At 68.5% G+C, this 13,682-nt stretch carries 12 protein-coding genes, 1 rRNA gene and 1 pseudogene; 6 read left to right on the top strand and 8 right to left on the bottom strand.

What is annotated here, in order from left to right; genetic code table 11:
- Positions 1-166 precede the first annotated feature (166 nt).
- The 3 genes from ACWEQQ_RS23525 to glgB are packed head-to-tail and all read left to right on the top strand — an operon-like array spanning position 167 to position 5,020.
- Complete coding sequence (locus ACWEQQ_RS23525) at positions 167-826, top strand: PaaI family thioesterase (protein WP_452349696.1); 660 nt, start codon at positions 167-169, stop codon at positions 824-826.
- Positions 827-848: 22 nt separating this feature from the next.
- On the top strand, positions 849-2,852 hold the full coding sequence (locus ACWEQQ_RS23520) for a maltotransferase domain-containing protein (protein ID WP_452349695.1): 2,004 nt from the start codon (positions 849-851) through the stop codon (positions 2,850-2,852).
- A complete protein-coding gene (glgB, locus tag ACWEQQ_RS23515; RefSeq protein ID WP_452349694.1) occupies positions 2,849-5,020 on the top strand; it encodes a 1,4-alpha-glucan branching protein GlgB in 2,172 nt (723 codons plus the stop codon). The genes ACWEQQ_RS23520 and glgB overlap by 4 nt, the downstream gene beginning before the upstream one ends.
- A 50-nt stretch (positions 5,021-5,070) precedes the next feature.
- Here glgB and ACWEQQ_RS23510 read toward each other — a convergent pair whose 3' ends face one another.
- Entirely contained in the window at positions 5,071-5,691 is a 621-nt protein-coding gene (locus tag ACWEQQ_RS23510; protein WP_452349693.1) for a TIGR03086 family metal-binding protein, read from the bottom strand.
- 119 nt (positions 5,692-5,810) lie between these two features.
- On the opposite strand from ACWEQQ_RS23510, the pseudogene ACWEQQ_RS23505 reads away from it, so the two are divergent.
- A pseudogene (locus tag ACWEQQ_RS23505) lies at positions 5,811-7,167 on the top strand (TrpB-like pyridoxal phosphate-dependent enzyme).
- A gap of 72 nt (positions 7,168-7,239) precedes the next feature.
- On the opposite strand, the gene ACWEQQ_RS23500 reads toward ACWEQQ_RS23505, so the two are convergent.
- The 3 genes from ACWEQQ_RS23500 to ACWEQQ_RS23490 all read right to left on the bottom strand — a co-directional run bounded on the left by ACWEQQ_RS23500 (position 7,240) and on the right by ACWEQQ_RS23490 (position 9,853).
- Positions 7,240-8,100 carry a tetratricopeptide repeat protein gene (locus tag ACWEQQ_RS23500; protein WP_452349841.1) on the bottom strand — a complete coding sequence of 287 codons (861 nt, stop codon included), beginning with the start codon at positions 8,098-8,100 and terminating at the stop codon, positions 7,240-7,242.
- A gap of 58 nt (positions 8,101-8,158) precedes the next feature.
- Complete coding sequence (locus ACWEQQ_RS23495; protein ID WP_354850166.1) at positions 8,159-8,530, bottom strand: DUF3817 domain-containing protein; 372 nt, start codon at positions 8,528-8,530, stop codon at positions 8,159-8,161.
- Between the two features lie 138 nt (positions 8,531-8,668).
- The gene (locus tag ACWEQQ_RS23490; RefSeq protein ID WP_452349692.1) at positions 8,669-9,853 is read right to left on the bottom strand and encodes an acetyl-CoA C-acetyltransferase; all 1,185 of its coding nucleotides are present in this window, start codon (positions 9,851-9,853) and stop codon (positions 8,669-8,671) included.
- A gap of 113 nt (positions 9,854-9,966) precedes the next feature.
- Here ACWEQQ_RS23490 and mce point away from each other — a divergent pair, with 113 nt between their 5' ends.
- Together mce and ACWEQQ_RS23480 are read left to right on the top strand one after the other, a co-directional pair.
- Positions 9,967-10,437 (top strand): methylmalonyl-CoA epimerase, encoded by a 471-nt coding sequence (gene mce, locus ACWEQQ_RS23485; RefSeq protein WP_452349691.1) that lies wholly within the window; start codon positions 9,967-9,969, stop codon positions 10,435-10,437.
- An 86-nt stretch (positions 10,438-10,523) separates the two neighbouring features.
- Positions 10,524-11,495 carry a coiled-coil domain-containing protein gene (locus ACWEQQ_RS23480; RefSeq protein WP_354850157.1) on the top strand — a complete coding sequence of 324 codons (972 nt, stop codon included), beginning with the start codon at positions 10,524-10,526 and terminating at the stop codon, positions 11,493-11,495.
- Positions 11,496-11,708: 213 nt separating this feature from the next.
- On the opposite strand, the gene ACWEQQ_RS23475 is transcribed toward ACWEQQ_RS23480, so the two are convergent.
- From ACWEQQ_RS23475 to rrf, 4 genes are all read right to left on the bottom strand, one after another.
- Positions 11,709-12,014 (bottom strand): ATP/GTP-binding protein, encoded by a 306-nt coding sequence (locus tag ACWEQQ_RS23475; protein WP_364621610.1) that lies wholly within the window; start codon positions 12,012-12,014, stop codon positions 11,709-11,711.
- Between the two features lie 10 nt (positions 12,015-12,024).
- Positions 12,025-12,702 (bottom strand): endonuclease NucS, encoded by a 678-nt coding sequence (gene nucS / locus ACWEQQ_RS23470; RefSeq protein WP_354850151.1) that lies wholly within the window; start codon positions 12,700-12,702, stop codon positions 12,025-12,027.
- Between the two features lie 23 nt (positions 12,703-12,725).
- Positions 12,726-13,448 (bottom strand): rhomboid-like protein, encoded by a 723-nt coding sequence (locus ACWEQQ_RS23465; protein WP_452349690.1) that lies wholly within the window; start codon positions 13,446-13,448, stop codon positions 12,726-12,728.
- A 158-nt stretch (positions 13,449-13,606) separates the two neighbouring features.
- Positions 13,607-13,682: ribosomal RNA gene (rrf, locus tag ACWEQQ_RS23460) — 5S ribosomal RNA — on the bottom strand; the annotation flags it as partial.

Below are 13,682 nucleotides of genomic sequence, written 5' to 3'. Positions count from 1 at the left end.
TTCTTTCCCTCCTCCGCTCCTCCGCTTCGCTCCCCCGCTCCAAGGCGGAGGTCTATTCCAGCCGCGGTCCAGAATCGAGACGGCCGCGAACCTCTGCGCGCATCTGATGCTGGTCAGAACATCCCCCGCGCGGAGCATCCCGTCGGCAACCGATAACGTGTTTCACATGAGCGAGCAGCAGATCGAGGCGGTCGAGGGACAGCCCACCCAGGAGCATCACGAGGGCGGGTTCCGGCCGATCCGAGAACTGGGCCGCGACAACACCAGGGGTGGAGCGCACTACGGGGAGTTCATCGACGAGGTGCGCGGGCTGATGGACCGGGTGCGGCTGGCCGACCCGTCCGACGCGCTGGCGCTGGATGTGATCGCCACTCTGAAGGAGCTCAACGACAAGCTCGACGCGGCGGTCGTCGACGAATGGGACGCGCCGGCGTGGCATCGCAACGACCTGCCCGCGCGCGGCAACATCACGCTGCCGCCGTTCGAGGTCGACGCCGCGAGCGAGGACGGGGTGCGGGCCCGCATCACCTTCCGCACCTTCCACCTGGGCGGCAACGGCGCGGCCCACGGCGGCCACATCGCCCTCGGCTTCGACGACCTGCTCGGCATGACGGCGGCGCTGTACACCAGGCAGGCCACCCGCACCGCCTACCTGCACGTCGACTACCGGTCCATCACGCCGCTGAATACCGAGCTGGTGCTGCGCGGCTGGGTGGAGCGGCAGGAGGGCCGCAAGGTGTTCGTGCGCGCCACCCTGCACGACGGCGACCGGCTGTGTGCCGAGGCCCACGGCCTGTTCGTGCTCCTCAAGCCGGGCCAGCAGTAGCCACTCCGGTAAGTTCGAGGGCGTGACCGGCCGCATCGCCATCGATGACACCGCCCCCGTGATTCCCGGCGGCCGGCCGACCAAGGCCGTGGTCGGCGAGGTCGTCCCGGTGCGAGCGGTGGTCTGGCGCGAAGGCCACGAGGCGGTCGCCGCCACGCTGGCGGTGCAGGCCCCGGGTTCGGCACGCACGCACCGCATTCGCATGAGCCCGGAGTACGAGCCGGACGTGTTCAACGCGGTGTTCACCCCGACCATGCCCGGGCGCTGGACCTTTCGGATCGAGGGCTGGAGCGATCCCCTCGCCACCTGGCGGTCCGGGGTCGAGGCCAAGCTCGCCGTCGGGCAGAGCGCCGTCGATCTGGCCAATGATCTGGAGACCGGGGCCCGGCTGCTGGAGCGGGCCGCGCTCGCGGTCCCGAAGCGGCAGTGGGAGATCCTGCGCGCCGCGGCCGCCGCGCTGCGCAGCGACGCGCAACTGCCCGCCCGGGTCGCCGCCGCCTTCGGCGCCGAGGTCGGCGAGATCCTGCGGGCAACACCGTTGCGGGAGTTCGTGACTCACGGACCATTGCACACCGTGCAGGTGGAGCGGCAGCGGGCGCTGGTCGGGGCGTGGTACGAATTCTTCCCGCGGTCGACCGGCGGCCGGGACGCCGAGGGCCGCCCCGTGCACGGCACCTTCGCCACCGCCGCCAAGGATCTGCCCCGCATTGCCGCGATGGGCTTCGACGTGGTGTACCTGCCGCCGATCCACCCCATCGGCACAGTGAATCGCAAGGGGCCCAACAACTCCCTGACCGCGGGACCCGCGGATGTCGGCTCGCCGTGGGCCATCGGCTCGGCGGAGGGCGGGCACGACGCCATCCACCCGCTGCTGGGCACCGAGGCCGACTTCCTCGACTTCGTCGCGGCCGCACGGGAATTGGATATGGAGGTGGCGCTGGACCTGGCGCTGCAGTGCGCGCCCGACCATCCGTGGGTGGCGGCGCATCCGGAGTGGTTCACCACGCTGCCCGACGGCACCATCGCGTACGCGGAGAATCCGCCGAAGAAGTATCAGGACATCTATCCGATCAATTTCGACGACGAGCCCGACGGGCTCTACGCCGAGGTGCTGCGGGTGGTGCGGCATTGGATCGGCCTGGGCGTCACCGTGTTCCGGGTCGACAATCCGCACACCAAACCGGCGGACTTCTGGGAATGGCTGATCGCCGAGGTGCACCGCAAGAATCCGGAGATCATCTTCCTGTCGGAGGCCTTCACCCGTCCCGCGCGCATGTACGGTCTGGCGCGGCGCGGATTCAGCCAGTCCTACACGTATTTCACCTGGCGCACCCACAAACACGACCTCGAGGAATTCGGCCGGGAATTGGCCGCCAAGGCCGATGAGGCCCGGGCCAACCTGTTCGTGAACACCCCCGACACCCTGCACGAGAGCCTGCAGTACGGCGGGCCCGGCATGTTCGCGATTCGCGCGGTGCTGGCCGCGACGCTCGGGGCCACCTGGGGCGTGTACTCGGGCTTCGAGCTGTACGAGCACCAGGCGGTGCAGCCGGGCAGCGAGGAGTACCTGGACTCCGAGAAATACCAGCTGCGGCCACGCCGTTTCGCCGAGGCGGCCGCGCGCGGGGAATCCCTGGAGCCGTGGCTGACCCGGCTCAACGAGATCCGGCGCGCGCATCCCGCGCTGCAGCAGGTGCGCTGCATCCACTTCCATTACGTGGACAACGATGCGCTGCTGGCGTTCTCGAAGTTCGACCCCACCACCGGCGACGCGGTGCTCGTGGTGGTGAACCTGAACCCGTTCGGCGCCGAGCAGGGCATGGTCTCGCTCGACCTGCCCGCCATCGGCCGCGAATGGCACGACCGGCCGACGGTGTACGACGAGGTCACCGGCGAGGAATACCACTGGGGCCAGAGCAATTACGTGCGTCTGGACCCGGCCCGGGTGGCAGCCCACATTCTCGTGCTGCCGCCGGTGCCGGCCGCCGCGCGCACCGAGCTCGCCCATCGCCGATCGTTCCGATGAATCGGCGCGACCTTCTGCTGCTGGCGGCGGGCACGCACCCCGATCCGCACACGGTGCTGGGGGCGCATCCGCATCCCGACGGGACGGTCATCCGGGTGCTGCGGCCGCACGCGGAGACGGTCGCGGCCCGGATCGGCGGCGTGGATCATCCACTGGCACACCGCGAGCAAGGCGTGTTCGAGGCCGTGGTGCCGTTCCCGCAGCTGTGGGACTACCGCCTGGTCACCTCCTATCCGGGCGGGCGCACGGTGGTGGACGCGGACGGGTACCGCTTCCTGCCCACCCTCGGCGACATCGATCTGCACCTGCTCGGCGAGGGCCGGCACGAGCGGCTCTGGGAGGTGCTGGGCGCGCACCCGAAGCGCTACCCCGCCCTCGACGGCGAGGTGTCCGGCACGGCCTTCGCGGTGTGGGCCCCCAATGCGCGGGGGGTGGCGGTGATCGGGGATTTCGACGGATGGAGCGGAAACACCGCCCCCATGCGGAAACTCGGCGATTCCGGGGTGTGGGAGCTGTTCCTGCCCGGCATCGAGGCCGGGGCGCTGTACAAGTACCGCGTGCACGGGGCGGACGGACGCATCGCCGACCACGCCGATCCGATGGCCTACGCCAGCGAGGTCCCGCCCGCGACCGCGTCGGTCGTCACCGCGAGCGAATTCACCTGGGGCGACGCCGAATGGCTGCGGGCGCGGGCCCGCACCGATCCGCTGCGCGCGCCGGTCAGCGTCTACGAGGTGCATCTGGGTTCGTGGCGGCCGGGGCTCGGGTATCGCGAGATCGCCGAGCAGCTGGCGGAATACGTGCTCGCCCAGGGCTTCACGCATGTCGAGCTGCTGCCGGTGGCCGAGCATCCCTTCGGCGGCTCCTGGGGTTACCAGGTCACCTCCTATTACGCGCCGACCGCCCGCTTCGGCTCCCCCGACGACTTCCGGTTCCTGGTGGATCACCTGCACCGCAGCGGAATCGGCGTCATCCTCGACTGGGTGCCCGCGCACTTCCCGCGGGACGAGTGGGCGCTGGCCAGATTCGACGGCACCGCCCTCTACGAACACGCCGACCCGCGCCGCGGCGAGCAACTCGACTGGGGTACCTACGTTTTCAACTTCGGCCGCCACGAGGTGCGCAACTTCCTGGTCGCCAACGCGCTGTACTGGATCGAGGAGTTCCACATCGACGGCCTGCGCGTGGACGCCGTGGCCTCGATGCTCTACCTGGACTACTCCCGCCCCGACTGGGAGCCGAACATCCACGGCGGCCGCGAGAATCTGGAGGCCGTCGCCTTCCTGCAGGAAATGAACGCGACCGTGCACAAGCACCATCCGGGCGTGCTGACGGTGGCCGAGGAGTCCACCACCTGGCCGGGGGTCACCCGCGCCACCGAGGTCGGCGGCCTGGGCTTCACCATGAAATGGAATATGGGCTGGATGCACGACACGCTCGGGTATCTCGCCCACGACCCGGTGTACCGGACCTGGCACCACAACGAGGTCACCTTCTCGCTGACCTATGCCTGGAGCGAGAACTACCTGCTGCCCATCAGCCACGACGAGGTGGTCTACGGCAAGGGGACGCTGTGGACCCGGATGCCCGGCGACGATTTCACCAGGGCGAGCGGGGTCCGCGCGCTGCTGGCCTACATGTGGGCGCATCCGGGCAAGCAGCTGTTGTTCATGGGCCAGGAATTCGGCCAGTTCCGGGAGTGGGACCACGATCGCGGACTGGATTGGCACGAGCTGGAAAACCCTCTGCACCAGGGCATTCAGCGGCTGGTAGGGGACCTCAACCGGCGGTATGCCGCCAATCCCGCACTGTGGAGCCAGGATACGTCGCCGGGCGGCTACTCCTGGATCGACGCCGACGACCGCGACAACAATGTGCTCTCGTTCCTGCGGTACGGCACCGACGGATCCATTCTCGCCTGCGTCTACAACTTCTCGGGCCGTCAGCTCGGCGACTATCGCATCGGATTGCCCGGGCCCGAACCGGATTCGTGGTACGAGGTGCTGAACACCGACGCCATCGCCTATGGCGGCAGCGGCACGGGCAATGCCGGCGCGATCGCCGCCGAGCCCGTGCCCTGGCACGGCCGCCCGGTGTCGGCCGCCCTGACCCTCGCGCCGAACAGCGCCCTCTGGTTGTCGAAGACGCCACCGGCCGGCACCGGGTAGGACGACCGGTTCCCACCGGACGGGAGTGCGGAACGGAGGCCTCCCCCCGATCACTCCGGCCAGCCGGGCGCGCGGCCCAGCACAGCCAGGATCCGATCCAGCCCGGACGTCTCCGGCACGGCGACCTCGGGCGCGAACGACGAGCCCGGCAGTTCCCGCTCCGGACCGCGCGGCACCGCCTCGGCCACCGGCAGCCCCGCGCTCAGCAGGTCCGCGTCGAATTCCACGGTCTGTCCGAGCGCCCGCGCCACATCCCAGGCGTGCACGATGTAGTCGATGAAGTGGAAGCTGATGGCCAGCGGCGCGGGAATCACGATGCCGTCGCGGACCTCCGGCAGTGGGAACTGCCGTTCCAGCACGCCCGGCTCGGCGAAGGCGGCCAGCACGTGCTCGGCCGCCGCCCGGTACTCACCGATCGGATCGTCGCCGAGCGGCTGCGGCTTCCACAGCGCGAGGTCGCTCTCGCCACGGGCGGCGGCCGCGAAGCCGTAGTGCTGAACGATCATGTGCTCCAGCAGGTCTCGCAGTGTCCAGCCTGCGCAGGGCGTGGGTGCGTCCAGATCGGCGGGGGTGAGTCCCGCCACCACCTCGATGCTGGTGCGCACCGCGCGGGCGTCCAGCGCCAGCAGTTCGGTTCCCGAGGCCAGCAATTCTTCGTATGTGCCTATCATACGCACCAGCTTACTAATTTCCGCGCGACTGCGACAGAGACAATCCGGCGAATTCCACACCAACGGGTCCGCTGCGAGAGCAGTCTGGACAGACAGCCGTTTCGAGCCGGGAGGGTCCCGTGGACGAGCGCACCAAGATCACGCTGGACGAATCCGAGATCCCGAGGCGTTGGTACAACGTCATCCCGGACCTGGCCGCACCACCGCCGCCCACACTGCACCCCGGTACCGGACAGCCGGTCGGGCCCGAGGATCTGGCCCCGCTGTTCCCGATGGAGCTCATCCGGCAGGAGGTGAGCGGCGACCGCTACCTCGACATTCCGGACGAGGTCGTCGACGTCTACCGGCTCTGGCGGCCGACGCCACTGTTCCGGGCGCGACGGCTGGAGCAGGCGCTCGGCACCCCGGCCCGGATCTACTACAAGTACGAGGGTGTCTCCCCGGCCGGCTCACACGAATACCGCTGTGCCGCAGGCGTTCTACAACGCCGCCGAGGGCACCCGGCGACTGACCACCGAGACCGGCGCGGGCCAGTGGGGCAGCGCGCTCGCCTTCGCCTGTGCGCAGTACGGCATCGACTGCGAGGTGTGGATGGTGCGCGCCTCCTACGACCAGAAACCGCACCGGCGCACGCTCATGCAGACCTGGGGCGCGACCGTGCACGCCAGCCCCTCGCCGATCACCGCCGCGGGCGCGAAAATCCTTGCCGACCATCCGGATTCACCCGGCAGCCTGGGCATCGCCATCAGCGAGGCGGTGGAGGTGGCCGCGGCCGATCCGGCAACCCGCTACGCGCTGGGCAGCGTGCTCAATCATGTACTGCTGCACCAGACCGTGATCGGGGAGGAGGCGCTGAAACAGTTCGCCGCGGCGGGTGAACGCCCGCCCGATCTGATCATCGGCTGCACCGGCGGCGGCTCCAACTTCGCGGGACTGTTCCTGCCCTTCCTGCGCGAAAAGCTCGCGGGCCGAGCCGATCCGGTGATCCGGGCCGTCGAGCCCGCCGCGTGCCCGTCGTTCACGCGCGGCATCTACGCCTACGACTTCGGCGACACCGCCGGCTTCACCCCACTGATGAAGATGCACACCCTGGGCCACGACTTCATCCCCGATCCGGTACATGCGGGCGGGCTGCGATATCACGGCATGTCGCCGCTGCTGTCGCACATGTACGAGCTCGGATTGTTCGAGGCGGTGGCGAAGCAGCAGCGCGAATGCTTTGCCGCGGCGGTCACTTTCGCGAAGGCCGAGGGCATTCTTCCGGCTCCCGAACCCTCCCACGCGCTGGCGGCCGTCATCGAAGAGGCGAAGCGCTGCACCGAATCCGGTGAAGAGAAGGTCCTGCTGACCGCCCTGTGCGGCCACGGCCACTTCGACATGACCGCCTACGAGCGCTACCTCGCAGGCGAAATCCCCGACTTCGAACTCCCCCAGCCCCGTATCGACGCCGCGCTCGCCGGCCTCCCCACCGTCTGAACGAGATCAGGGAGCCCTCGCTGCGGGATTTCGTCCGAATCCCCGCGGTGAGAGCTCCCTGATCTCCAGTCGTCAGTACAGGGCGGCAGCGAGCTTGCGGCGGGCGGCGACCACGATGGGCTCGGCGGGGTCGAAGAGTTCGAAGAGTTCGAGCAGGTGGGTGCGGGCCTTGGTGCGGTCGTCGCCGGCGGTGCGCTTGACCTGGGCAACGAGGCGGTCGAAGGCGGCCTCCGGCTGCTGGTTGAACATTTCCAGGTCGGCCGCGGCGATGGCGGCGTCCAGATCGGCCGGGTCGGCGTCGGACTTGGCGACGGCGGCGGGGTCGAGATCCTGTACGCGGGAAAGGAATTGGACCTGACGCAGGGCGGCCTTGGCCTCCGCGTTGTTCGGCTCGGCGGCCAGGATGGCCTCGTACGCGGCGATCGCATTGTCGAATTCGCCGCGCTCCAAGGCCTCTTCGGCGGCGACGAAGCGGGGATCCTCGGGAGCCTCGGGCTCGGCCTCGGCGGCCTCCGCGCCGACGCCGGGGAGCTTGCCGCGCACGGCGTCCACCACGGCGGCGATCCACTGGGTCACCTGCTCCTCCGGCTGATTGCCGGTGAAGTCGGCGAGCGGCTGGCCCGCGGCCACGGCGACCACGGTCGGAATGCCCTGCACGCCGAAGGCCTGCGCGATGCGCATATTGGCCTCGGCCTCGACGGTGGCCAGATCCCAGTCACCACCACTCTGGCCGACCAGCTGCTCCAGCAGCTTCACCAGCTCGATACTCCCGGGGCTGCGCTGCGAGTACAGCGCCACCACCACCGGCACCTGAGTGGAGCGCCGTAGCACTCGATCCTCGAAATTGGCCTCGGTGACGGCATGGTCGCCCGGGACATCTCCCGCGGCGGCGGCCGGTTGCTTGAGAGCGGACAGGTCCACCGCGCCCGACATGGCGGCGGCTGCGGCGGCGGAGGGACGGCGTGCAGGTCGAGTCACGACATCCAGTTTGTCACGACCGTGCGGCGGCGGGTGCCGCGGCTTGGCTCAGTTCACCCAGCTGACCGGAGTTGATCGCCCACCGCTCGAAGAACACGGACGTGAACGGGACCACCGACGACAGCAGCGCCAGACCCGTGGTCTTGCCCGGCCATTCGAACTCGCGCGAGGCCAGCAGGCAGTTGATGGCGTAGGCCAGGAACACGATGCCGTGCAGCATGCCGAACACCATCACCGGCCACTTGATCGGCTGATCGGCGATCCCCAGCGCATCCGCGCGCTTCAGGGCCGAGCCGATGAACAGCAGCACCCACGAGGGCACCTCGAGCAGGCCGAAGAAACGCACGCGCTTAGCGACCGTGGACAGGTCGAACAGATCACCCATGGCAACCATTCTGCCCGATGCCTACGACGCCCTGTAGTGGACCTGGTCACATCTGGGACGGGCGCGCTGGATTCCTGGTATGAGAACCGGAACAGCCCCGGCTCACGAGCCGGGGCTGTTCCACATGAGCAGTTGTCCCTACCGCACGCGGACGATGAGGGCGTCGCCCTGGCCGCCGCCACCGCAGAGCGCGGCCGCGCCGACACCGCCGCCGCGGCGCTGCAGCTCGAGCGCCAGGTGCAGCACGATACGGGCGCCGGACATGCCGAGCGGGTGGCCGATGGAGATGGCGCCGCCATTGACATTGACCTTCTCCGGGTCGATGCCGAGCTTGCGGGTGGAGGCGATGCCGACCGCCGCGAACGCCTCGTTGATCTCGACCAGATCCAGCTCGGCGGGCGAAATGCCTTCCTTGGCACAGGCTTTGGCGATGGCGTTGGCGGGCTGGTCCTGCAGGGTGGAGTCGGGGCCGGCCACGACGCCGGCCGCGCCGATCTCGGCGATCCAGCTCAGACCCAGCTCCTCGGCCTTGGCCTTGGACATGACGACCACCGCGGCCGCGCCGTCGGAGATCTGCGAGGCGGAACCGGCGGTGATGGTGCCGTCCTTGCGGAAGGCCGGGCGCAGCTTGCCCAGCGACTCGGCCGTGGTGTCGGCGCGGATGCCCTCGTCCTCGGCGAACTGGATCGGGTCGCCCTTGCGCTGCGGGATCGAGACCGGGGTGACCTCGTCGGTGAAGAGGCCGTTCTTCCAGGCGGCCGCGGCCTTCTGGTGCGAGGCGGCGGCGAAGGCGTCCTGCTCCTCGCGGCTGATGGCGTCGGCGTCGTTGCGCTGCTCGGTGAGCGCGCCCATGGCCTGATCGGTGAAGATGTCGTGCAGGCCGTCGTAGGCCATGCTGTCGCGCAGGTTGACGTCGCCGTACTTGTAGCCCTCGCGGCTCTTCTCCAGCAGGTGCGGGGCGTTGGTCATGGACTCCTGGCCGCCGGCCACCACGATCTCGTACTCGCCGGCCCGAATCAGCTGGTCCGCCAGCGCAATTGCATTGATACCGGACAGGCACACCTTGTTGACGGTGAGCGCCGGGACATCCATCGGAATACCGGCGGCGACTGCGGCCTGCCGGGCCGGGATCTGGCCCGCGCCCGCGGTGAGCACCTGGCCCATGATCACGTAGTCGACCTGCTCGGGCGCCACCCCGCCCTTCTCCAGCGCCGCCTTGATGGCGAACCCGCCCAGGTCGGAGCCACTGAAGCCCTTCAGGGATCCGAGCAGCCGGCCCACCGGGGTGCGCGCGCCGGAGACGATGACGGAGGTGGTGGTCACGATGAGCCTCGCTTACGTCGTTTGGTGACTGCTCCGCCAACCATCGGAGCCGTACTCAAAGGTAACGTGCGGCGCTCCGGCATCCTTCCGAGGGGCGCGCTACCGTCACTGGTGTGAGCAACACAGAGAACACCGGATTCATCCCGTCGGAATACGTCACCGCCGTCGATCACGTCGGAATCGCTGTGCCAGATCTCGATTCGGCGGTGGCCTGGTACCGGGACAATCTCGGCATGGTGGAGACGCATCGCGAGATCAACGAGGCGCAGGGCGTGCACGAGGCGATGCTGTCCGTGCCCGGCACTCCGGCCGGCGCGGTCGCTCTGCAGTTGCTGGCTCCGCTCAACGAGGAGTCGACGATCGCGAAGTTCATCGACCGAAACGGGCCTGGCCTGCAGCAGCTCGCGTATCGTGTCACCGATGTCGAGGCTGTTTCCGCGCAACTGCGGGAACGTGGCTTGCGTTTGCTGTACGCAGAGCCGCGCGGCGGCACCGCTGGTTCCCGCATCAATTTCATCCACCCGAAGGATGCTGGCGGTGTGCTGGTGGAACTCGTCGAACCGGCGGCGAAAACTACCCACTAGTACCGTGTTCCGCCCTCCTAAAGAGGGCGTAACAACATTCGCGGTCGGGTCACCATTGGGTGTCGTCAGGCTGTAGTTTGTGGGTCATGTCGTCCACTGAGCCCGATCGTAATCGCTTCGTCGCGCTGCCCTTTACCGTTGTGCGGAAGGGCTATGACCGTGACGAGGTGCGTAACTACTTCGACCGTTTCGATGCCGAGCTGAGGGTCACCGCCACCGACCGCGATGCCGCCGCAGCCCAGGCCCGCAACCTGGCGGCCCAGCTCGAGGATGCCCGGGACGAGATCGACGAGCTCCGTAAGGAGGTCGACCGGCTCTCGGTGCCGCCGACCACCGCCGAAGGCATGTCCGATCGCATCTCCCGCATGCTGCGTCTGGCCTCGGATGAGGCCTCCGAGGTCCGCGCCCAGGCGCAGGCCGAGGCCGCCGAGATGATCTCGATTGCCGAGCAGCAGGCCACCGAAATGCGTGGGAAGTACGAATCGCTCCTCTCCGAGACCAAGGAGAAGCGCGAAGCGCTCGAAATCGAGTTCGAGCAGACTCTCGCGAACGCCCGCTCCGAGTCCGCCAAGATCGTCGAAGCCGCCAATGCCGAGGCCGACCGCCTCACCAAGGAGTCCGAGGCCAAGCGCAAGGCCACGCAGCAGGACTTCGAGGTCACCATGGCGGAGCGGCGCACCAAGCTGACCCGCGCCATGGAGGAGCTGGAGGCCACCTCGCGCGCCGAGGCCGCCCAGCGCATCAAGGACGCCACCGACGAGGCCAACCGCCTCATCACCTCGGCGACCAACACCGCGGATCGAAAGATCGCGCACGCCAAGGAACTTGCCGAGGAGATGCGTGTGCTCCGCGGCCGCGTCCTGGCCCAGCTGCTCGGCATCCGCGGCCAGCTCGACTCGGTCCCGGCCATGCTCGCCGCCGTCAACCGCGAGAGCGAACTGCTCGACGGCGCACCGGAACAGCGCTCCATCCAGAAGGGCGGCCGCAAGGCCATCGCCGACGCTCGCGAAGAGGACGAGATCGTCGACGAGCGCGAGAACGCTGACGTCTCCAGCTAATTCACCGACCGGGCGACAACCCGCATCCGTTCGAAGGCCGCTTCCCCCGGAGGGGAAGCGGCCTTCCTTATGCAAACCCGCTGGAGCCGTTGACGATCAGGACCCGCTGTCCGTGAACGCGACCGTCACCGACGATTGCGGGCAGGATCTGCGATACCGCAACCGCCCCGAACGCACTGAGCGCCAGCACGATTCGTTTGTGCCTCCCGGGGCTCAGGACCAGCGGCGGGTGATGGTGCGGGTGTTGCGGCCGTTCCAGCAGCCGGTGTGCCAGTGACGGCGATCGTCTTCGCCGCCGTGGACTGCCCAGGCGACGATGTGCGGTGTGCCCGGTGGGATGACGTGGTCGCAGCCGGGGCAGCGGTAGGGCTTGGTGGCGCGGGTGCCGGGGACCGTGCGGACGATGAAGGTCTCGTCGGTCCCGGGACCGTGTTCGGTGCGGCCGAAGACGTCGCCCAGGGGGCGCGGGTCCGAGTGGGATCGCGCCGAGTCCTTGGGGCGGGGTTTCCGGCGGGGCATGGTATCGAGGTTAGAACAGCCGGAACTCGCTGGAGTCGGTGCCGCGCAGGGCATCGTAATCCAGTGTGAGGCAGCGGATGCCGCGGTCGGCGGCAAGGGTCTTGGCCTGCGGCTTGATCTGCTGGGCGGCGAAGACGCCCGCGACGGGAGCCAGCAGCGGGTCGCGATTGAGGAGTTCGAGGTAGCGGGTGAGCTGTTCGACGCCGTCGATCTCACCGCGGCGTTTGATCTCCACCGCCACCGTCGCGCCGTCGGCGTCCCGGCACAGGATGTCGACCGGGCCGATGGCGGTCATGTACTCGCGGCGGATCAAGGTGTAACCGGGACCGAGGGTTTCGATGTGCTCGGCGAGCAATTCCTGCAGGTGTGCCTCGACGCCGTCCTTCACCAGCCCGGGATCGACGCCCAGCTCGTGCTTGGAATCCAGCTCGATGTCCTCGACGGTGATGCGCAGTTCCTCACCGGCCTTGTTGGACACCACCCACAGTTGGGTTGTCTCGGAATCGGTTTCCCGTTCCTCCAGCCAGCACGGCGGACTCATCCAGTTGAGGGGCTTGTAGGAGCCGCCATCGGAATGGACCAGCACCGAACCGTCGGCCTTCATCATGAGCAGACGACGGGCCATGGGCAGATGGGCGGTCAGACGGCCAACGTAATCGACCTGGCAACGAGCAATCACAAGGCGCACCGGTCGAGTCTAGTGACCGGGCATCAGCCCAGCAGCATCAGGCAGGCAAAAACGGAACCGCCCGCCAGCAACAGGTATTCCGGTACGTTCAACGGCCGCACCGCCCCGCCCTGCCGGCGGATCGTCAACCGCCCGATGCCCAGACCCAGGCACAGCGCCAGGAAGTGACCCACATTGGTGAAGGTGTGCCAGAGCACCACCCCGCCCAGCGCGAACGCCAGCCAGGTACTCGCCCACACCCACCGGCGATGCGGTGGCAGCACCGCCACCAGCGCACCCACCACGGCCATCGCGCCGTAGCTGACGCCGACGTCCTCGGCCATCGCGATACTGCCCGGCACCAGCTGCGACTGCACCGCCACCCACAGGCCCACCGCCACCAGCACGGTCGCGCCCACATGGCCGACGAAGAAGGTGTGCACCAGCTTCACGGTCCCGAAGCGCCGCTCCGCCAGAGCGAGCAGGCAGGCCAGCATCGGCACGATCAGGAACACCGTCGCCGCGCCCTCACCCACCAGGAAGGCGCTCGAGAACAGCGTGCCGAGGCGGCCCTCGGTCAGATTGTTCAGGTTCGTGCTGGCATGCAACACGATTCGCGACTCCCGCGGCGCGCTGACCATGGTCAGGGCCACGGCCCCCAGCAGCAGCAGACCCACATAGCTGTAGGTGGCGGGCAGCCACAGAGCAGCCCAGCGGAACCGCCGGGCCTGGTCGGCCGGCCGCAGTGGCGCGAGCTGGTGAATCATACTGTCGATCATTGTCTTCCCGGCCCCATCAGAACTGATTGTTCGCTGGGAGCCTGCTGTGTATCCGTACCCTATCCATATGTACCCGGGATACGCGCAGGTACCCCTGGATACGCAGAAGGCCCCGACCAAATTGGTCGGGGCCTTCGCGAAGGATGTTCCGGCGGTGTCCTACTCTCCCACACCCTGTCGAGTGCAGTACCATCGGCGCAGGTGGCCTTAGCTTCCGGGTTC

The organism is Nocardia sp. NPDC004123 (genome assembly GCF_053603795.1).
The sequence above is the reverse complement of the archived record's forward strand: the minus strand, read 5'-3'. Positions and strand labels throughout refer to the sequence as shown.